Annotated in this window: 19 protein-coding genes; 8 read left to right on the top strand and 11 right to left on the bottom strand. The window is 65.5% G+C overall.

Annotation, left to right across the window (positions count from 1 at the left end; all coding sequences use genetic code 11):
* Position 1 precedes the first annotated feature (1 nt).
* The 4 genes from CK230_RS23580 to CK230_RS23570 all read right to left on the bottom strand — a co-directional run bounded on the left by CK230_RS23580 (position 2) and on the right by CK230_RS23570 (position 3,682).
* Positions 2–1,303 carry a nitrate/nitrite transporter gene (locus tag CK230_RS23580; RefSeq protein ID WP_095819526.1) on the bottom strand — a complete coding sequence of 434 codons (1,302 nt, stop codon included), beginning with the start codon at positions 1,301–1,303 and terminating at the stop codon, positions 2–4.
* Positions 1,304–1,367: 64 nt separating this feature from the next.
* Positions 1,368–1,535 carry a hypothetical protein gene (locus CK230_RS33195; RefSeq protein WP_176480185.1) on the bottom strand — a complete coding sequence of 56 codons (168 nt, stop codon included), beginning with the start codon at positions 1,533–1,535 and terminating at the stop codon, positions 1,368–1,370.
* Positions 1,536–1,856: 321 nt separating this feature from the next.
* Complete coding sequence (locus CK230_RS23575) at positions 1,857–3,083, bottom strand: CmpA/NrtA family ABC transporter substrate-binding protein (protein ID WP_095819525.1); 1,227 nt, start codon at positions 3,081–3,083, stop codon at positions 1,857–1,859.
* Positions 3,080–3,682, bottom strand: coding sequence for an ANTAR domain-containing response regulator (locus CK230_RS23570; protein ID WP_095819524.1), 603 nt, complete (start codon positions 3,680–3,682; stop codon positions 3,080–3,082). Before CK230_RS23570 ends, CK230_RS23575 begins: the two co-directional genes overlap by 4 nt.
* Before the next feature lie 246 nt (positions 3,683–3,928).
* Here CK230_RS23570 and CK230_RS23565 point away from each other — a divergent pair, with 246 nt between their 5' ends.
* Positions 3,929–4,552, top strand: coding sequence for a Crp/Fnr family transcriptional regulator (locus tag CK230_RS23565; RefSeq protein ID WP_348629166.1), 624 nt, complete (start codon positions 3,929–3,931; stop codon positions 4,550–4,552).
* Positions 4,553–4,567: 15 nt separating this feature from the next.
* Here CK230_RS23565 and CK230_RS23560 read toward each other — a convergent pair whose 3' ends face one another.
* Genes CK230_RS23560 through CK230_RS23545 form a run of 4 tightly spaced genes read right to left on the bottom strand, consistent with a single transcriptional unit; the run spans position 4,568 to position 7,927 of the window.
* Positions 4,568–5,011, bottom strand: coding sequence for a hemerythrin domain-containing protein (locus CK230_RS23560; protein ID WP_245430031.1), 444 nt, complete (start codon positions 5,009–5,011; stop codon positions 4,568–4,570).
* A gap of 25 nt (positions 5,012–5,036) precedes the next feature.
* The gene (gene cydX / locus CK230_RS23555; RefSeq protein WP_095819575.1) at positions 5,037–5,168 is read right to left on the bottom strand and encodes a cytochrome bd-I oxidase subunit CydX; all 132 of its coding nucleotides are present in this window, start codon (positions 5,166–5,168) and stop codon (positions 5,037–5,039) included.
* A gap of 20 nt (positions 5,169–5,188) precedes the next feature.
* On the bottom strand, positions 5,189–6,343 hold the full coding sequence (gene cydB / locus CK230_RS23550) for a cytochrome d ubiquinol oxidase subunit II (protein WP_095819522.1): 1,155 nt from the start codon (positions 6,341–6,343) through the stop codon (positions 5,189–5,191).
* Between the two features lie 12 nt (positions 6,344–6,355).
* A complete protein-coding gene (locus tag CK230_RS23545; protein ID WP_095819574.1) occupies positions 6,356–7,927 on the bottom strand; it encodes a cytochrome ubiquinol oxidase subunit I in 1,572 nt (523 codons plus the stop codon).
* Between the two features lie 100 nt (positions 7,928–8,027).
* Here CK230_RS23545 and CK230_RS23540 point away from each other — a divergent pair, with 100 nt between their 5' ends.
* Entirely contained in the window at positions 8,028–9,644 is a 1,617-nt protein-coding gene (locus CK230_RS23540) for an ATP-binding cassette domain-containing protein (RefSeq protein WP_095819521.1), read from the top strand.
* Positions 9,641–11,230, top strand: coding sequence for an ATP-binding cassette domain-containing protein (locus CK230_RS23535; RefSeq protein WP_095819520.1), 1,590 nt, complete (start codon positions 9,641–9,643; stop codon positions 11,228–11,230). The genes CK230_RS23540 and CK230_RS23535 overlap by 4 nt, the downstream gene beginning before the upstream one ends.
* Here CK230_RS23535 and CK230_RS23530 read toward each other — a convergent pair whose 3' ends face one another.
* On the bottom strand, positions 11,231–12,724 hold the full coding sequence (locus tag CK230_RS23530) for an ATP-binding protein (RefSeq protein WP_095819519.1): 1,494 nt from the start codon (positions 12,722–12,724) through the stop codon (positions 11,231–11,233). It abuts the gene before it with no gap.
* 263 nt (positions 12,725–12,987) lie between these two features.
* Here CK230_RS23530 and CK230_RS23525 point away from each other — a divergent pair, with 263 nt between their 5' ends.
* On the top strand, positions 12,988–13,242 hold the full coding sequence (locus CK230_RS23525; protein WP_095819518.1) for a hypothetical protein: 255 nt from the start codon (positions 12,988–12,990) through the stop codon (positions 13,240–13,242).
* A 90-nt stretch (positions 13,243–13,332) separates the two neighbouring features.
* Here CK230_RS23525 and CK230_RS23520 read toward each other — a convergent pair whose 3' ends face one another.
* Positions 13,333–13,815 carry a hypothetical protein gene (locus tag CK230_RS23520; RefSeq protein ID WP_095819517.1) on the bottom strand — a complete coding sequence of 161 codons (483 nt, stop codon included), beginning with the start codon at positions 13,813–13,815 and terminating at the stop codon, positions 13,333–13,335.
* Between the two features lie 189 nt (positions 13,816–14,004).
* Between CK230_RS23520 and CK230_RS23515 the strand changes: the two genes are divergently transcribed.
* From CK230_RS23515 to CK230_RS23505, 3 genes are all read left to right on the top strand, one after another.
* The gene (locus CK230_RS23515) at positions 14,005–14,370 is read left to right on the top strand and encodes a RidA family protein (protein WP_095819516.1); all 366 of its coding nucleotides are present in this window, start codon (positions 14,005–14,007) and stop codon (positions 14,368–14,370) included.
* 75 nt (positions 14,371–14,445) lie between these two features.
* Positions 14,446–15,669 (top strand): amidohydrolase/deacetylase family metallohydrolase, encoded by a 1,224-nt coding sequence (locus CK230_RS23510; RefSeq protein WP_095819515.1) that lies wholly within the window; start codon positions 14,446–14,448, stop codon positions 15,667–15,669.
* A 231-nt stretch (positions 15,670–15,900) separates the two neighbouring features.
* Positions 15,901–17,121, top strand: a complete 1,221-nt coding sequence (locus CK230_RS23505) for an IS481 family transposase (protein ID WP_245430030.1) — start codon at positions 15,901–15,903, stop codon at positions 17,119–17,121.
* A 154-nt stretch (positions 17,122–17,275) separates the two neighbouring features.
* Here the strand turns inward: CK230_RS23505 and CK230_RS23500 are convergent, their stop codons facing one another.
* Complete coding sequence (locus CK230_RS23500; protein ID WP_095819514.1) at positions 17,276–19,066, bottom strand: NAD(P)/FAD-dependent oxidoreductase; 1,791 nt, start codon at positions 19,064–19,066, stop codon at positions 17,276–17,278.
* Between the two features lie 558 nt (positions 19,067–19,624).
* On the opposite strand from CK230_RS23500, the gene CK230_RS23495 reads away from it, so the two are divergent.
* The gene (locus tag CK230_RS23495; protein ID WP_040990279.1) at positions 19,625–19,714 is read left to right on the top strand and encodes a K(+)-transporting ATPase subunit F; all 90 of its coding nucleotides are present in this window, start codon (positions 19,625–19,627) and stop codon (positions 19,712–19,714) included.
* Positions 19,715–19,745: the final 31 nt, after the last annotated feature.

Genomic DNA, 19,745 nt, shown 5'->3' with positions numbered 1-19,745 from the left:
TCTATTCGGCGGCGTACGAAAGGGACGATGTCTTGACGGCGGCCGCGCGCTCCATCCGGCGGATGCTGAGATGCATCCAGACCAGGCAGGAGACGACGATCACGAAAAGCAGCATGAAGCAGCTCGACCAGACGCCGGTGAGGTCGTTCAGCGCGCCGAAGGCGATCGGCAGGATGAAGCCGCCGAGGCCGCCGATCATGCCGACGACGCCGCCGACCGCGCCGACGCTCTGCGGGTAGTAGGCCGGGATGTGCTTGTAGACGGCGGCCTTGCCGAGGCTCATGAAGAAGCCGAGCACGGAGGCGACGGCGATGAAGGCGAGCGGGCCGATCTCGAAGTGGAACGGGATCGGCCCGCTGATGCCGCGCACCACGTAATCTGCCGAGGGGAGAGACAGAACGAGGGTCGCGACGGCAGAGACGCTGAAGGTCCAGTAGAGCACGGTGCGGGCGCCGATGCGGTCGGAAAGCACGCCGCCATAGGCGCGGAAGATGCTTGCCGGGATCGAATAGGCGGCGCCGATCATGCCGGCGGTGGCGATGCCGAAACCGTAGACGCCGATCAGGTAGCGCGGCAGCCAGAGCGACAGCGCCACGAACGCGCCAAAGGCGAAGAAATAGTAGAAGGCGAAGCGCCAGACCTGCAGGTTCTTCAGCGGCGCGAATTCCTGCCAGAAGCTCCTCGCCGGTGCCGCCTTGCCGGCGCGGCGCTCGCGGATGACCGGATCGTCGTTGGTGGTGAACCAGAAGACAATGGCCATGACGACCAGCGCCGCCGCCCAGATCAGCGCCACCGACTGCCAGCCCCAGGCAAGCAGCACGAGCGGCGCCAGGAACTTGGTGACCGCCGCGCCGACATTGCCGACACCGAAAATGCCGAGCGCCGTGCCCTGTCTGCCGGCGGGGAAGAAGCGCGAGACATAGGCGACGCCGACCGCAAAGGAGCCGCCAGCAAGCCCGACGCCGAGCGCGGCAAGCAGCATCTGCTGATAGGTGTGGGCGAAAGCGAGCAGGAAGGTCGCGACCGCCGCCGCGAGCATGGTGAGCGTGTAGACCAGCCGGCCGCCATAGCGGTCGGTCCAGACGCCGAGCACCATGCGCACAAGCGAGCCGGTGAGGATAGGCGTGCCGACCAGCAGGCCGAATTCGGTCTCGTTGAGCCCAAGCTCCTGCTTGATGCGCACGCCGATGATGGAAAAGATCGTCCACACCGCGAAGCACACGGTGAAGGCGATGGTGGACATGACGAGCGCCTGCCGGGGAGCACTGTCCTGGCTGGGCGCGGCTGGGAGGTTTGCGGTCATGGTCGGCTCCGGTTTGCGGCATGGCACGCGCCGCGTGTGGTGTTGATCAGGGGCACGGCATCGGTCAGCGCGACGGGGCTTGCGCGGTCACTTGCGGACCCTTGCCCTCGGCTTCGTGGCTGGCGGGAAACAAGAGCAGCGCGGCGATGAACAGCACCGCCGTCAGCGCGCTGCTCGCCAGGACATCGCGGCGGGTGAAATCCCTGAGCGAAGGTCCGATCCGTCTCGTCATCGTCGTCTCCGGTCCAAAACGAAAAAAGCTGCCGACCAGGCCCCCTCGCGTCCGTACATCCGGGATCGCGTGGTGACCTGAGCGGCAGCTTTGCCTGTGGCGCCCGCCATTGGACGCCGATTCTGTTGCCCACGAGGGGCTCGGTTTATTTCAAAGCACGAAGCGTGCCAGTTCTGCGAGAAATAAGAATTTCAATTAGAATCAAGTAGATAACGGAATCGGCCTGCGACGGAGCCAAGCGGCAACGCGGTCAAACATTGATCAATGGCATAGACAGGTCGCATAAATTTTGTGCAATGCACAAGAATGGCGCGCAAATGATCAGGCACTTATCTGGCTCGCAATGTAGGCGTCGATCTGGTCTGGATCGAAGATCTGGCCGTCGAAGAATCCATCCGGGCCAAGCACCAGGCTCGCTCCCGCCGAGCCGACCGGCGTCGCAACCTTCAGCGCCCCCTCGACCTTGGCATTGGCGCCGGGCAGCGCCACGCCAAGCGGCTTCAGGGCCGAGCGGTAGAGGTCGGGCCGGTAGCAGTCGCGGGCGATGGCGAGGTTTTGCGGCGTGTGCGGCAATTGCCCCCAGCGCACCATCTGCGTGTAGAACCACAGCGCATGGCTCTTCCAGGGGAAGTTCGCCGCTTTGTCGAAGGGCAGGAAGAAATCCTCGACGCTCCGCTCCACACCGCCGCCCAGTTGAAGGCGTCCAGTGAGCGCCGGCATCTGGATCGCCTCCGGCTGACCGAGGAAAGCGGGCCTCGCCATCAGCGCGGCCAGCTCGCCGCGGTTTACCGGATCCTGGCACCAGCGGGCGGAATGATGCAGCGCTCTCAGCAGCGCCGCCAGCGCTTCCGGGTTCTCCTCCGCCCAGGCTTTGCGCGCGCCGATCACCTTTTCCGGGCTGTTGCGCCAGAGCAGCGCCTTGACGGTGACGATGCGGCCGGTTCCGGCTGCAACAGCGGCGCTGTTCCAAGGCTCGCCGACGCAATAGCCGTCGATGCGGCCGGCAGCCAGCGCATCGGCCATGAAGGGCGGCGGCACGATGACGATCTCGATGTCGCGATCGGGGTCGATGCCGCAGGCGGCGAGCCAATAGCGGAGCTCGTAGTTGTGCCCGGAATGCGGATGCACGACCGCGAAGCGCAGCGGCTCGCGGCCGGCAGCCGACCGCTCGCGGATCAGCGCGCCGAGCGCCGCTCCAGCGCGCGCCGGATCGAGGTCAGGGATGGCTCCGTTCGCCACCATGCCGTCCCACACGGCGTTGGAGACGGTGATGCAATTACCGCCGAGCCCGAGCGAGAACGGCACAATGGTGTCAGAGGCAAGCGGCGTGAGGCCGAGGCTGCAGGCGAGCGGCATCGGCCCCAGCATGTGCGCGACGTCGAAATGGCCGATGGCGATGCGGTCACGGATGTTGGCCCAGGAGGTCTCGCGCTGCAGCTTGAGCTCGATGCCCTCGCGGGCGGCAAAGCCCATTTCGCCGGTCGCGACCAGGACGGCGCTGTCGAAGAGCGGCATGAAGCCGGCGGTAATCTCATGCGTCGTACTCATTCGCCCTCCAGCGGGCCCAGCAGCCCTGCCGCCGTCACCAGGCTCTGGGCGATCTCGGCAATCTTGCGGTTCTGGTTCATGGCGGTCTTGCGCAGAAGCGTGTAGGCAGCCTCCTCGCTCAAGCCGCGCGACTTCATCAAGATGCCCTTGGCCCGGTCGATGACCTTGCGGTTCTCCAGCTCGCTGCGCGCCTCCTCCAATTCGCGCGCCATGCGTGAGAAGGCGTTGAAGCGGCTGATCGCCATGTCGAGGATCGGTTTGATGCGTTCCTTCTTCAGCCCGTCGACGACATAGGCGGACACGCCGGCATCGACGGCCGCCTCGATCGAGGCCTGGTCGGAGCGGTCGACGAACATGGCGATCGGTCGTTTCACCGCGCGCGACAGCTGGAACATGTTCTCCAGCATGTCGCGGTTGGGATTTTCCAGATCGATGACGATGACATCCGGCTCGATCTCGGCGATACGCCGGGCAATGCCCGCCACGTCATGGATGACCGTGACATGGCGATGGCCGGCGTCCCGCAATCCGGCCTCGATGATCGAGGCACGGATGCTGTTCTCGTCGATAACAAGGATGGTCAACGAACCGGCGGACATGCGCCTATTGTGCAGGCGGACCGCAATTGTGCAATGCGGTGGTCGACGGGAATGGTTTGCATCCGATCCTCGCGGCATGGGCTGCGACGCTTTCGTGTCCCGGCCTGCGTTGCCGCTGAGGGGCGGGAACACTATAGATATTCCATCGTGCGCGAGGATATTCACACGGCAGGCGTCCCGGTGCTCTGCGCTTCATGCGAGGCGCGGCATCGCGGCATATGCGGCGCGCTCAACTCTGAGCAGCTCATGGCGCTTGCCAAATCGACGAAGCGGCACAACGCCGAAGCCGGCAAGGAACTGGTGGGTGATTCCCGGAGCGTCGAGCGCTTCTCGAACGTGCTTTCGGGTGTCGTGAAGCTGACCAAGACGCTCTCCGACGGCCGCCAGCAGATCGTCGGCTTGCAATTCGCTCCCGATTTCCTCGGCAGACCCTTCCAGAGCGAGAGCACGCTCACCGCCGAGGCTGCAACCAAGGTCGAACTCTGCTCTTTCCCGCGCCATGCGCTGGAACGCATGATGAGGGAGCAGCCGAATCTCGAGCATCGCCTGCTCGAACAGAAGCTGCGCGAGCTCGATCAGGCGCGCGACTGGATGGTGGCGCTCGGCCGCAAGACGGCCTCCGAGAAGATCGCCAGCTTCCTTTTGATGATCGTGCGCAACATCGATCCCGCCGCCGGACCTGAGCGGCGCGGCGCCGCTTTCGACCTGCCGCTGTCGCGCGCGGAGATCGCGGATTTCCTGGGCCTCACCATCGAGACGGTGAGCCGGCAGATCACCCGCCTGCGGGGCGAGAGCGTCATCCGAGTCGAAAACAACCGCCACGTCATCGTCGACGACATCGGGCGTCTGGCCGCGCGGGCCGGAGACTGATCCCGCGGCGTTCGATTATTGAGTGCCGAGAACCTTCGGCAGCACGTGGTCGCGCTCAAAGGCAATGTGGCGGCGCAACGATTCGAAAAAGGCGCGCAGCATGTAGCCGAACGCCTCGGGATTCTCGATCTGCCGCCCGTGGCCATAGGCCAGCAGCGCCTCGCTGAGGTCCGCCGCCGCGCTTTCATCCTCCAGGTGCTCGAGCTTCAGTCGGGCGACGGTGTCTTCCTCGCCCGTCTGCCGCGCGAAGTCAGGGAAGACGACCTCTTCCTCGAAGCGGTGGCACTCGCGCATCAGCGGCAACAGGTCGGCCGCCACAGCGAGGCACTGGAGCCGGTCGACGCGCGACGGCAGGTCGTCGGCGATGCCCTCGAGCATGTGGCAGAGCGCGAGCTTCTGCATATGCGCCCGCCGCATATCCGCCGGGCCATGCAGCGGCTCCGGCCCGGTGCCCGTCATGATAGCTCCTCCGTCATGCCCAGACTCAAGGAGTGGGCAATGAGACGGCGTCCTCTACGGGTTCTTCGCGAACCGTGCGCAACTCGTACCAGAGCGCGTTGAGGATGCCGACGGAGGCCGCCAGCCCGAGGCCAAGTATCCAGGAAAAATACCACATGGTCAGAAACTCCGGTTGGATCAATAGGCCGACGAACCCGCTTTCTCGATGCTCTTTTCACCGACCTTGCCCCACAGCACCCTGTAGACCCAGGCGGTGTAGGCAAGGATCAGCGGCATGAAGATCACCGTGGCAATCAGCATGTTGCGCAGCGTGGCGCGGCTCGACGAAGCGTCGAAGACCGCCAGCGAATGGCCGGGATTGCTGCTCGACGGCAACAGGATCGGGAACATGGCCAGTCCCACCGTAGCGATGATCGTCACGACGCCGAGCTTCGAGGCGATGAAAGTCCACCCTTCGAGCCGCGCCTGGAAACCGGCGGCGGCAAGCAAAGGTGCTGCGACGCCGAGCCCGGGCACGATCCAGAGCAGCGGGTGGGCATGGAAGTTTCCCAGCCAGGCGCCGCCGTCAGCCACCACCGTCTTCACCAGCGGATTGGAGGGCCCGTCCCAGACGATCGGCGACGTCACGCGGTAGCCGCCGAGCAGGCCGAGCCAGACCAGCACGCCGCCGCCGGCAAACAGCACCGCCGTGATGATCGCGGAGCGCGTGCCGACGACGCGGGCGCGCTCGGCGACGCTGCCCTCCGCCTTGAAGGTCAGCCAGGCCGCGCCATGGGTCACCAGCATGGCGAGCGACACCAGGCCGCAATAGAGCGCGAGCGGATTGAGCAAACCGAAAAGGCTGCCTTCATAGACCGGGCGCAGGTCCGGCGTGAAATGGAACGGCACGCCCTGCAGCGTGTTGCCGACGGCGACGCCGAAGATCAACGCCGGCACCGCGCCACCGACGAACAGCGCCCAGTCCCAGCGCGTGCGCCAGGCCGGATCGGGCCTTTTCGAGCGATACTTGAAGCCGACGGGACGCATGATCAGTGCCAGGAGCACCAGGAACATGGCGAGGTAGAAGCCGGAGAAGCTCACCGCGTAAAGCGCCGGCCATGCCGCGAAGATGGCGCCGCCGCCGAGGATGAACCACACCTGATTGCCTTCCCAGACAGGCCCGATCGTATTGATCGCCACGCGACGCTCGGCATCTGTCTTGGCCACGAAGGTGAGAAGCGCGCCGACCCCCATGTCGAACCCGTCGGTCGCGGCGAAGCCGATCAAAAGCACGCCGAGCAGTATCCACCACATCACGCGCAGCGTTTCATAGTCGAAGAGAAATTCGATCATCGTCGTGATCCTTCACTCTGCCGGTTGCATTGCGGGGTCGGCGCTCGGGCGCAGGTCATCGATGACCTTCGCCACCTCCGGCCCCTTGCGGATGGCGGCCAGCATCAGCCTGACCTCGATGATCGCGAGCACGCCATAGACGAGCGTGAAGCCGGCGACGGTGAGCAGAAGATCGCTGACGCCGAGCTCCGACGTCGCAAGGAAGGTCGGCAGCACGCCGTCGATGATCCACGGCTGGCGTCCGAACTCGGCCACGAACCAGCCAACCTCGATGGCGATCCAGGGCAGCGGCATGGCGACGAGCGCGGCGCGGAACAGCCAGCGCGGCGCTCCGGTCTCCCGCGTCGTATGCCAAAGCGATACCGCGAACAGCGCCAGCAGCGTGAAGCCGCAGGCCACCATCAGGCGGAAGCCGAAGAAGAGCAGCGGCACGTAAGGCACTGTCGACCAGGCGGCGTCCTTGATCTGCTGCTCGCTCGCTAGCCGCGGATCGGGTAGGTAGCGCTTGAGCAGCAGCGCGTAGCCGAGATCCTTGGAGCTGGCGTCGAAGACCGCACGGGCGGCGGTGTCGTTGCGGTCCGCCTTTATCTTCTCCAGCGCGTCATAGGCGACGACGCCGTTGCGGATGCGGGCTTCGGCATGGGCGACGAGTTCGTCGATGCCGGCGATCTGCTTGTCGAAAGAGCGGGTGCCGATGATGCCCATCACCCATGGAATGTGGATGGCGAAATGCGTTTGGCGATCGCTCTGGCTCGGAATGCCGAACACCGTGAACGACGCGGGCGCCGGCTCGGTCTCCCACATGGCCTCGATGGCCGCGAGCTTCATTTTCTGGTTGTCGGTGAGCGCATAGCCGCTCTCGTCGCCGAGCACGATGACGGACAGCGCCGATGCCACGCCGAAGGCCGAAGCGATCACGAAGGAGCGCTTGGCGAGCTCGACATGGCGTCCCCTGAGCAAATACCAGGCCGATACGCCGAGCACGAACGTGGCGGCGCAGACATAGCCGGCCGAAACGGTGTGGACGAACTTCGCCTGCGCCACCGGATTGAAGATCACCGCCATGAAGTCCGTGACTTCCATGCGCATTGTGTCCGGGTTGAAAGCCGAACCGACGGGATTCTGCATCCAGCCATTGGCGATCAGGATCCAGAGCGCAGAGAAGTTCGTGCCAAGCGCCATCAGCCAGGTCACGATCATATGCGCGCGCGGCGAGAGCCGATCCCAACCGAAGAAGAACAGGCCGACGAAAGTGGCCTCCAGGAAGAAGGCCATCAGCCCTTCGATGGCGAGAGGCGCTCCGAACACGTCGCCGACATAGTGCGAGTAGTAGGCCCAGTTCATGCCGAACTGGAATTCCATGGTGATGCCGGTCGCGACGCCGAGCGCGAAGTTGATGCCGAACAGCACGCCCCAGAATTTCGTCATGTCGCGCCATACGGTGCGGCGGGTCATCACATAGACGGTTTCCATCATGGCGATCAGGATGGAAAGGCCGAGCGTGAGCGGGACGAAGAGGAAATGATAGAGGGCCGTCAGCGCGAATTGCAGCCGCGACAGGTCGACGAGAAGAAAGTCGGACATGGGAGCATCCTTTCTGGATACAGCCTGATAGCGCCGGACGAACGCCGGCGACTTGATCTGGATCAATTCCTTTCCTCCTTGCGCGTGCGAAAACCTGCGCATGAGATCGCCAGCCGCTTCCGCCTCAGCTCATGATCCAGCCGCCTCGGCGCCGGACGCTTTCGAGGCGCTCGCCACCGCCCAGCGTCTGGCAAAACGCGGGTTGCGCCGCTTGCTCTGCCTGCAAGTCGCCCGCACGGCGTTGCGGCTGGGTTTTGCCGCGACGGCAGCCATGGCGGTGGGCCGGCTCGTCATGGGCGAGCCTGTCGCCTCCTGGCTCGTCCCGGTCACGATGGTTTTTCTCTTGGCTGCCTGCGTCGCCGGGTTTGCTGCCGACAGGGCGCAAGCCTTCGCGGAGAGCACCGTATCGATCGCTCTGCGCCGGCTGGCGGGCAAGCGCCTGGACGAGATGCCGGCACGCCGGCTGCAATCGCTCTCCGTCGGCAGCGTCATCCTGTCGATGCAGCGTCATCCCGAAGCGATCGCCGGCCTTGTCGTCGGCCACCGCGCGGCAAGCGCCATGATGGCGGCGGGGCCGCTCCTTGCGGCGGCGGCGCTTTTCCTCGTCTCCTGGCAGGCAGCCCTGCTGGTCATCTGCCTGACGCCGGTGATGATCCTGTTCTTCGCGCTGATTGGCGACGCCATCCGCCGCCGTGCCGATGCGCAGGAACGCGCCTTGGGCCGGCTGGCCGACCAGTTCGCCGATCGCATCCGCACCTTGCCGACGATCCTCGCCAACCATGCCGCGAGCGGCGAAGAGGCCAAGCTCGCCCGGCGCCTTGAAGCCTATTCGGACAACACCATGGGTGTGCTGCGCATCGCCTTCGCCAACGCCGGCATTATCGACTTCTTCGCCTCGCTCTCGATCGCCATCCTCGCCGTCTTCCTCGGCCTCGGCCACCTCAAGCTCGCGATGATCCCCGGTTTCTCCAACCTGGCACTCTGGCAGAGCCTGTTCATCCTGATGATCGCCCCGGAATATTTCGCGCCGTTCCGCCGCTTTTCGGAGCAGTACCACGCCAAGGCTGAGGGACAGGCGGCGGCTGCCGCACTGAACCGGCTGATGAATGCCGAGCCGGTCAAGGCAAAGGCCCTGCCAGCGCTCGACCGCCTGCGTCTGATGCTGCCGGCGAAAGGCCTCGTCGCCATCGTCGGGCCTAGCGGATCAGGCAAATCGACCTTGCTGCGACGTCTCGCCGGCCTCGAACCTGGCGTCGCGCCGGCGCCAGGGACCCGTTCGTTGGTTGCTGAAGACATCGCCTGGGTTTCGACGGACGCCTACGTACCCGAGGGAATGCTGGCCGAGGCGATTTCGTGGAATGCCGGTGCGGTAGCCCGGAACCGGCTGGAAGATGCCGCCCACGCGATCGGGCTGCTCGACGACACGCTGCTGCCGGGCGGCCTCGATGCAAGGCTGGACCAGGGCGGCGCCAACCTTTCGGGCGGCCAGCGGCTTCGCGTCGCCGTTGCCCGCGCGCAACTTTCCGGCCGTACCGTGCTGGCCGACGAGCCGACGGCAAAGCTCGACCGCGAGACAGCCGAAGCCGTGCGGAGCGTGCTGCTTGAGATTTCGCGCGGGCGGCTGGTCGTTGTGGCGACACATGACCGCGATCTGGCTGCCGCCGCCCACCTGACCGTCGACCTTACCGACAGCGATGCCGTCGAGGTTGCGGCATGAGCGCAGCAGTTCAATCATCGAGCCGGAAGTCGTGGCGGCTGGCGACGGGTTTCGCCTTCGCCGCGCTCTTTTGCGCCATATTGCTCGGCGGCGTTTCTGCCTGGCTGCTGGGATCGGTGGCGATCGCCGGCCTTTCCGCCACCGCTTTCACCTTCAATTTCCACATCGCGGGGGCACTGATCCGGTTCTTCGCGGTCGGCCGCACCGCTGCCCGCTACGGCGAGCGCCTGGCCGGCCACAAGGCGGCGCTCGCCGATCAGGTAGCGCGTCGGGCCGAACTTTTCGCCGCCATGGCGGCGGCACCGGCCGTGCGCCAGGCGGGATGGCAACTCGGCGACGATTCGCGTCTCGCCGACTATCTCGACGACGTCGAGGATCTCGACTTCGCCAGGCTGCGCGCCGGCCTGCCGGCGCTGACGCTCGCCTGTGGCCTCGCGGTCCTGATCGCCGGCTCGGCGGTGCTGGCGCCTTTATCCCTCCTGCCGATCACATTCTTGCTGCTTGCCATCCTGTTCGCGGGAAACCGGGTGGCCAGAGCTGGCGCCATGGCGTGGGGTGAAGCCAGGTCGCTGCGTCGCGGGGGCGCAAGCCGGCTCGGCGCGGCCATGGCGTCAGGCGTACCCCTGAAGGCGGAGGGCGCCTGGAACCGCGAATGCACGGAGGCCCTTGCCGCGTTCTCTCGCGCCGACGGCGCGCTGCTTTCGCTTCGCCGGATGCAGGCCATGTTCGACATGATCGGCGCGGCCTTCGGTCCGGTTGCCGGCGTCAGCGTGATGGCGGCGGTCTGGCATGCCGGGCGGCAGGGCACGGATCTTCTCGCGCCAATGCTGCTCGCCTTCTCCTGGCTGGCGCTGGGCGAAGCCATGAATGGCGCATCGCGCATGCTGGTTGCCGTGCTTCGCCGCAACGCGGCTCGCGCCGAGATCGGCCAATGGACACGCGCGGCCGACAGGAGCGAATTCGCGCCGGATAACATCAAGCCCGGCCTGCTGCGTCACGGCGCCCTGCAACGCCGTGCGCCCGACGGCCGCTCGATCGGAACGCCCATCTCCCTGCTCCTCGCGCGGGGCCAGCCGACGGTGCTTGTCGGGGCAAGCGGCTCGGGCAAGACGAGCCTGCTCAAGCAGATCGCCGGCTGGATCGGCGACGATGCCTTCGCCGCCGGCGACCGCATCCTGTCGGCAGGCGAGCGGCGGGCGCTCGCGTCGCTCGTCCTGCACGACGCGGTCGTGCTCGAGGACACCGTCCGCGCCAATCTCTTCGCCGGCGATGTCCCGGATGCCGCGCTCTGGCGGGCGCTCGAAGCCGCCGAGATGGACGGCCGTATCCGCGACGCGGGCGGGCTGGACAGCTGGGTCAGGCAGGACAGGTTCTCGCTCGGCGAAGCGCAGCGCATCAACCTAGCGCGCGCCTGGCTGTCATCCCGCCCCCTCGTGCTGCTCGACGAGCCGACCGAACACCTCGACGAGGCGCAGGGGGAGCGTATCCTTGAGCGGCTGCTCGCCCGCTTCAGCGATAGGATCGTCGTCGTCTCCACCCATCACGCGTCGCTGCACGGCGCCAGCGCGATCGAGCTGCGGCCGTAATCACGCCGCTGAGCTGTCCTGCTCCGCTGCGTTGGGATCGCCCGGCGCCGTCGCCCAGGCGAGCTCGACCAGCGTCACGGTGCGGCGACCGGTGCCGTCGATCTGGCAGACGATGAGGCCCTGTTCCTCGATATAGTCGAGCAACCGCCGCGCGCGGCGCAACGAATGCGAGCCATAGGCGCGCGCGATCGCCGCGTCGCTCGGGCAGGGCCAGCCTTCCTTGGCCGCCCGGGCGATCATCATGAACACGCCCTGCATGTCCTCCGGCAGCAGCGAGGCGCGGACCGAAACGTCGCGCCACGCGTCGTCCTCGCCCATGTCGGAGCCGACGCCGGCACGAGCCCGCGTCAGCATGCGGCGGAATTCCGATAGATCGGGCACGACCGAAGCAAGGCCCTCGATGCGGCAGCGGACCACGAACTCCTGGTAAAGCACGCCGATGACACGGAACCCGGCATCCGGCTCGGCCAGGATGGCGCGCAGGATGCGGTCCATGCGCTCGCGCCGCTCGGCCAGGTCCTCGGCGCTGGGCTGCGGCTCCGCCGGCTCGGGGCGCATGTCCAGCGGCGCGGCCTTGGCCGCCATCAGCTGGTCGAGCAGGTCGGGCGAAGGCCGACGTTGCGGCCTGACCGTCTCCGGCGGCGGCGCCGCGAGAATGATCGAACGTGCATCTTCCAGCGTCGCTTCCGGCAGCGGCATCAGCCGCGGCGTGCCGTTGCGCGGGCTGGTCTCGGTCTGGCCGATGCGCACGCCGAGCGGACGGCGCGACAAGGCGGGCCCAAGCGCCATGAAATGCCCGCGCTCCAGGTCGCGAAACGCTTCGGCCTGGCGCCGTTCCATGCCGAGCAGGTCGGCCGCGCGCGCCATGTCGATGTCGAGGAAGGTGCGTCCCATCAGGAAGTTGGAGGCTTCCGCCGCGACGTTCTTGGCGAGCTTCGCCAGCCTCTGCGTGGCGATGATACCGGCAAGCCCGCGCTTGCGGCCGCGGCACATCAGATTGGTCATCGCACCGAGCGAGAGTTTTCGCGCTTCGTCCGAAACCTCGCCGGCGGCGGCGGGCGCGAAGAGCTGCGCCTCGTCGACGACCACCAGCATGGGATACCAGTGGTCGCGCGCGACCTCGAACAGCCCGCCGAGGAAAGCCGCGGCGCGTCGCATCTGGTTCTCGGCGTCGAGTCCCTCGAGGTTGAGCACAGTCGAGACGCGGTGGATGCGCGCTCGCTCGCCCGCCGCCTGCAGGCCGCGCTCGGTATGCTCCTCGGCGTCGATCACCAGATGGCCAAAGCGTTCACCCAGCGACACGAAGTCGCCTTCGGGGTCGATGATGGTCTGCTGCACCCACGGCGCGCTCTGCTCGAGCAGCCGGCGCAGCAGATGCGACTTGCCGGAGCCCGAATTGCCCTGCACCAGCAAGCGGGTCGCCAGCAGTTCCTCAAGGTCGAGGGCGGCCGGAGCGCCTGCTCCTGTCTGCCCCATCTCGATTGCAACCGTCATATTTCGACTCGGATCGTCTCCCTGCGCGCCACGGGCTTATCAACCGAAGCCGGGCGCGTCGAGCATGGCAGCGCACGGCCGGGCGGTGTTCCACATCTAAGGGCGAGCGTGAGCTCTTCCCAAGGGCGAGCGTCAGCTCGTCCCCACGGGGCAACTGGCGGCAGGGTGTCGCCATCGGCACTGGTCGGACCACCATTTCGCTGGCGCAATCCAGCCATTGGCGTATCATCTTTCCAGGGAGGGTTCATGGCAGGAGGAGGCCAATGAACGTCGCTGCGGAAGTGCCCGTCATGGACCCGACGGTGCAAGACCTTGTTTCGTCTGCCCTTTCGAAATTTCGCGCCGGCGACACCGTGTCCACACGCGCCATGCTCGAGGCCATACGCCATGCCGATCCATCCTGCGGGGACAGCGATGACCATCTGGTCGAGCTGATCGTGATGGCCGCCGTTGGTAAGACCATGGGGGTCGTGTTCGACCACCGGTCGCCTGACGAGCGGTTGCCGCGGCTGTCATAGGCTCCGAAGCGTTTACCTGCGGATACATGAGAACTGGAAGCGCGGGAACCCGCTATTTGCAGGCCGGGCTCACCTGAATTTCGACATGCATTAGCCCAGCGGATGCGGCATGTAACCGACAAAGCCGGCGATCTTCCAGCGCCCGCCGACCTTGCGGCAGAAGTAGAGCGTCTGCCATTTGAGCCGGTCGATGCCGCCGTCGGCCTTGGCGATCGAGCCATCGAACTTCTTGTGCAGCACCGCACGATCGCCGTCGACGTCGATATCGCGCATGTTGGTGACACGGAAAATCGCCTCGCGCAGCGGCTCGGCGAATTTCGTCGCGGCTGTCTCCTTGGCCTGCCGCAGCCATTCGTCGCGATAGACGTCGAGCCTCGGAAACTGCAGCCGCCAGGCATCGGCATTGTTGAGGAAATGCGCATGCATGCCGAAAAAACTCTCGGCGATGAAATCGTCCTCGACCATCGACCAATCCTGGCCGAGGAAGGCGTCGATGTCGCGCCGCACCAGCATTTCCCACAGCGCGTGGCGATCGGCATCACCTTCCGGAAACGGATTGTTGTCGAAGGTCATGCCCGATCTCCTCTCATATCGCGCAGCCGGACGAAAGCGGCGTCGAGCGCAAGATGCTCAGGCCTTTGTAATAAAGCAACATAGATTTCGAAAAAATGTTGCTTTCCGACATTGCCTCTATGAGGATCATGCCGACAAGCGTAGACGGCCACGCGAACGGTTCCGCTCGATCGCCAAGAGGAGGCTTACTTGCCCAAGCAATGCTTTGGAAAATCGCATGTCCCGCTCTCGCCGGCCGTGCGCGCCGGCGATTTCGTCTTTGTCTCCGGCCAGGTGCCAGTGGGCAGCGACGGGCTGGTGGTGAAGGGCGGCATCGCCGAGCAGACCGAGCAGGTGCTGCAAAACGTCAGCGCGGCGCTGGCGCTGGCCGGCTGCACCATGGACGATGTGGTGAAGACCACGGTCTGGCTGGAGGACGCGCGCGACTTCGGCACCTTCAACACCGTCTATGCAAAACATTTCTCGAAGGATCCGCCGGCGCGCACCACCGTCGAATCGCGGCTGATGATCGACATCAAGATCGAGGTCGAGGCGGTCGCCTACCGGCCGCTCTGATCGCAAAAAGCAATTCCAGGAAAGTGTGTAGCTGTTTTCCGTTCGGGATTGCGTCAAACAACAGGGAGGGCAGCGATGCAGTTCGATCTCCTGATCAAGGGCGGGCGCGTCATTGACCCCGCATCGGGCCTGGACGCGCAGCGCGATGTCGCCATCGCCGATGGCCGCGTCGCCGCGATCGAGGCCGCCATCGATGCCGAACACGCCACGCAGGTGGTCGATGCCAGGGACTGCATCGTCACGCCCGGCCTCGTCGACCTGCACAGCCATGTCTATTGGGGCGGCACCTCGCTCGGCGTCGATGCCGACCGGCTGGCCGCCAAGAGCGGCACCACCACCTTCGTCGACGCCGGCAGCGCCGGCGCCGGCAATTTCCTCGGCTTCCGCCGCCATGTCATCGAGCGTTCGAAGGTCCGCATCCTCGCTTACGTCAACATCTCCTTTGCCGGCATTTTCGGCTTCTCGAACACCGTGTCGGTCGGCGAGTGCAGCGATCTGAGGCTCTGCGAGCCGCGCGAGACGGTGGCGGCGGTGCGCGAGCACGCCGATGTCGTCGTCGGCGTCAAGGTTCGATCCGGCAAGCATGCCGGCGGTACCAGCGGTATCGCTCCGGTCGACCTCGCGCTCGAGGCCGCCGACAAGGTCGGCCTGCCGCTTATGGCGCATATCGACGAGCCGCCGCCGGGCCGTTCGGAAGTGCTCCCGAGATTGCGCCGTGGCGATATCCTCACCCACTGCTTCCGGCCATTCCCCAACGCGCCGGTCTTCGCCTCGGGCGCGGTGCGGCCGGACATGCGGCTGGCGCGCGAGCGCGGCGTCATCTTCGACATCGGTCACGGCATGGGTTCCTTCGACTTCGAGGTGGCGAAGGCGATGCTCGCGGAGGGCCTGGCGCCCGACGTCATCTCCAGCGACGTGCATCTCTACTGCGTCGACGGCCCGGCCTTCGACATGCTGGTCTGCATGTCGAAGCTGATGGCGCTCGGCATGCCGCTGGTCGAGGTGCTGCGCGCGGCGACGGTGAACCCCGCGCAGGCGATCGCGCGGCCCGAGCTCGGCGCGTTGAAGGCCGGTGGCATCGGCGATGTCGCGGTGCTGAGGCAGCAACCTGGCCGCTTCACCTTCGTCGACGCTGTCGGAGCGTCATTGGTCGCGGACCAGCGGTTGGTCTCCAGCGGCATCGTCGTCGCCGGCAAATGGTGGCCGAACGACGCGCCCGACCACAACGAGACCGAGCGTTTTGAGCCGCATGCGCACCACGCGCATGTGGATGTGGCGGCGAGGCATTTTGGGAAGTGATGAGGGGGCGCGAAGGAACGCGGCGCGCCAAGATCAAGGTTCCTCGCCCCACGAAGTGGGGAGAGGTGGCTCGGCGAAGCCGAGACGGAGAGGGGAGCGCCCTACGAGGCCCCCTCTCCGTCCGCTTCGCGGACACCTCTCCCCCGCCTCTGTGTACAGACTGGGGAGATGGTGGACAGGCGTTCGGAGACATCGTGGACACTTCCCGATCCTTGGATCGGGAGGGATGGAATGCCGTTTTACGAGGTGTCCATGATGGATCAGAAGCGAGAGTTCGTGGAGTTTGCCTCGCGAGAGGGGGCGAATGTGCGTGAACTTTGTCGACGGTTCGGGATCAGTCCGACGACCGGCTATAAGTGGCTCGAGCGATACCGGTCGGAAGGGCCGGCTGGATTGGTCGAACGATCGCGTCGCCCGCACTTGAGCCCGCAACGCACCGCTTCGGCAATTGAGGCAAGGGTGTTGCAGGTACGCGACGAGAGCAACGACGTCTGGGGCGGTCGCAAGATCAGACAGGCGATGAAGAGACATGGTGAGCTCGACATCCCGGCGGCGAGCACGATCACCGCGATCCTGCGTCGTCATGATCGGCTGACGGAGTCGACAGCAGCGCAACATCCGGGACCATGGCAGCGCTTCGAGCGGGAGGCTCCCAACGAGCTGTGGCAGATGGACTTCAAGGGTCACTTCGCCATCCATGGCGGGCGCTGCCATCCGCTCACCACGCTCGACGATCACTCGCGCTTCAACCTGGTGCTGTCCGCCTGCGGCGACGAGCAGGGCCGGACGGTACGCCGGGAGCTGGAGATTACCTTTCGCCGCTATGGCTTGCCGCTGGCGATGCTGATGGACGGCGGCTCGCCGTGGAGCGATTCCGGCGGTGAGCCTTACACCGGCTTCAGCTTCTGGCTGTTGCGGCTCGGCATCCGCGTGCTGCACGGTCGGCCGCGCCATCCGCAGACCCAAGGCAAGGAAGAACGCTTCCATCGCACACTCAAGGCCGAGGTGATCAATGGGCGAAGCTTCGGAGATCTCGCCGAGTGCCAGCGAGCCTTCGATCGATGGTGCCCGCGCTATAACTACGAACGACCACACGAAGCACTCGACATGGCCACGCCGGCCGAGCGCTACCGGCCGAGCCCGCGCAGCTTTCCCGACGTCCTGCCCGCGATCGAGTACGCACCGGGCGACCAGGTTCGCAAGGTCGACAGTGATGGCTTCATCAGCTTCAGGAACCGACCCTGGCGACTCGGCAAGGCATTCCGCGGCGAGCTGGTGGCGCTTCGCCCGACCGTTGAGGATGGTGTCTTCAGCGTGCACTACTGCTCGCATCGAATTGCCACCCTGAACCTACGTCAGGGCGCAAGCGAGACCTGTGGACTTGTGGACAACGCTGAGCGTTGCCCACAGGGTCCACAGGCCGAACAACAAAAACAACCCAGCAGTTCGTGATGAACAAAAGCGTCCACGATGTCCCCGAACACCCGTTCACCTTGTCTCCAGCACAAACACAAAGGCGGGGGCGAGGAACGCAAGCGGTGAGAGGCCGGTGCGACGACCCCCCTCTGCCTGCCGGCATCTCCCCCTCGAGGGGGGAGATCGAACGTCACCGCCCTGCATTACTCGGCTCGCCATAGACCGGCGTCGCAATCCCTTCCATGCGCGCCTTGAGCTGCAGCGCCACATATTTCGAGTAGAACCTCGACAGCGCCAGATTGCCGCCATGGAACCACAGCGCTTCCTGCGCCGTCGGCTTCCACATGTTGCGCAATTCGCCCTGCCAGGGACCCGGATCGCCCTTGACGCCGGAGCCAAGGCCCCAGCACGGGCCGACCTTGTCGGCGACCTCGCGCGAGACGATCCCCGCCACCGTCTCGTTCATCGACTGGTAGCCGGTGCAGCAGACGATCGCATCGACTTCCAATTCGCTGCCGTCCTCGAACAGGATGCCGCTCGGCGTCAGCGACGTGATGCCGACGCCGCTCTTCACCTTGATCTCGCCGTTCAGGATCAACTCGCAGGCGCCGACATCGATGTAGAAGCCGGAGCCTGTCCGATAGGCCTTCATCAGCAGCCCGGTCTCGTCCTCGCCGAAATCGATGGCAAAGCCGCTGTCGCTGAGACGCTTGTAGAAATCCGCGTCGCGCGCCCGGATGACGTCGTAGAGCGCGCGCTGCCCCTTCGGCACCAAGGCAAAGGGCGTCGAGGCGACAATCATGTCGGCCTTGTCGGTGGTGATGCCGCGCGCCAGCGCCTTCTCGGAAAAGATCTCGAAGCCGACCTCCATCAGCGTATCGGACTTCACCACAGTCGTCGGCGAACGCTGGACCATGGTCACCCTGGCACCCGCTTCCCAGAGGTCGACACTGACATCGTGGCCTGAGCTTGCGGCGCCGATCACCGCGACGCGCTTGCCGCGGAATTTCTCGCCGGTGGAATACTGGCTGGAATGCAGGAGCTCGCCCTTGAAGCTGTCCGCTCCCGGCAATTCGATCTGCCGCGGCGGGCCATAGGCGCCGGTGGCGAAGACGATGTGCTTCGGCTTCAGCGTGACGCGCTGGCCGACGCGGTCGACCACCACGGTCCAGACCTTTTCGGCCTCGTCATAGGCGGCGCTGATGCATTTGGTGGCCACCCAATAGTTCAGCTCCATGACGCGCGTGTACATCTCCAGCCAGTCGCCCATCTTGTCCTTGGGCGTGAAGACCGGCCAGTTTTCCGGGAACGGAATGTAAGGCAGATGGTCGTACCAGACCGGATCGTGCAGCACGAGCGAGCGGTAGCGGTTGCGCCAGGAATCGCCGGCGCGCGCATTCTTCTCGATGATGAGTGCGGGCACGCCGAGCTGCCGCAGCCGGGCGCCCAGCATGATGCCGCCCTGCCCGCCGCCGATCACCAGGCAATAGGGCTGCTCGTGCACGCCGAGATCGCGCGCCTCGCGCGCCCGTGCTTCCGCCCAGGTCTCGCGCTTCGGGTCCGCCTTGTGGCGAATGCCGAGCGGCCGTGCCGGGCCCTTCCGCTCCTCGAAACCCTTGAGCTCGCTCATAGCCGTGAACAGCGTGCGGCAGCGACCCTCCTTGAGCCGCAGGATCCCCTCGCCCCGCGCCACCGCCGTCTCGAAGCTGAACCATGCCTCGACGGTGCCGTCGTCGACGCTTGGCTTTCCGGTCAGGTGCCAATGCGACGGCCGCGCCAGCGACAGCGTTGCCTTCAGCATCTCGCGGATCGCGGCCTGCCCCTCCATGGTCTTGATGTTCCATGTGAAGGTCAAAAGATCGCGCCAGTAGCAATCCTCCGCGAAAAGGCCGGTCGCTGCCTCGATGTCGCCGGCCTCAAGCGCCCGGCCGAATGAGCCGAGCCAGCTTGCCGCCTGTTGCGATGGTGCGATGCCGAGCATTTTTGTCCTTCCCTTGCTTCAATTCGAAAGCCGGCGCGTGGCCCTCATCGCGAAGAGGTGTGCGAGGACATCGCGAACAGTTTTGCATGCTATCGAGCGAGGGCATTGAGGTCGACCGTTTCTATTTTCTGATGTCTGAACCAGGCGTCGAAGACCCCGTCGGCGGCGGTGGGGCCCAAAGCGACAGACTTTCCGGTGGTGAGTCGCCGCCTCAGGGAAAGAGCACCTGCGGACAGCTCACCTTGGCGACAGGTTCACGGCTGAATAGTCAGGCCAAATTCCTATAAAATTCCTATATCTTGCCGATCCGCCCCGTCTCGAACCTTTATGGCGATCGGGTCCATATTTCCATTTGAAAAGACGCATTGTCGCCGTTGCTGCCAAGGTGGCGTGCGCGCGCGTGCAGTTTCGTGCCTGCCGACGCGGACCGAAAATACAAATGCAAACAAGGAAGACCTGCCATGGACCTTATAGTTCTCGGGATCGGGATTTTGTTCTTTGCCCTGTCTTTAGCCTACGTCAAAGCCTGCGACAGAATCTGAGCGGAAGGGCGCTATCATGCTTCTTGATTACATCCTTGGCGGCGCGGTGACCCTGTTCCTGCTCGCCTACCTCACCTACGCCCTCATCCGCCCCGAGCGTTTTTAGAACGCTCCGGCGCCAGGCACGGAAAGCCATC

The sequence above is a fragment of the Mesorhizobium sp. WSM3859 genome, assembly GCF_002295065.1.
GTDB lineage: Bacteria > Pseudomonadota > Alphaproteobacteria > Rhizobiales > Rhizobiaceae > Mesorhizobium.
Note: the sequence above shows the minus strand (reverse complement) of the source record. Positions and strands in the feature narration are given on the sequence as shown.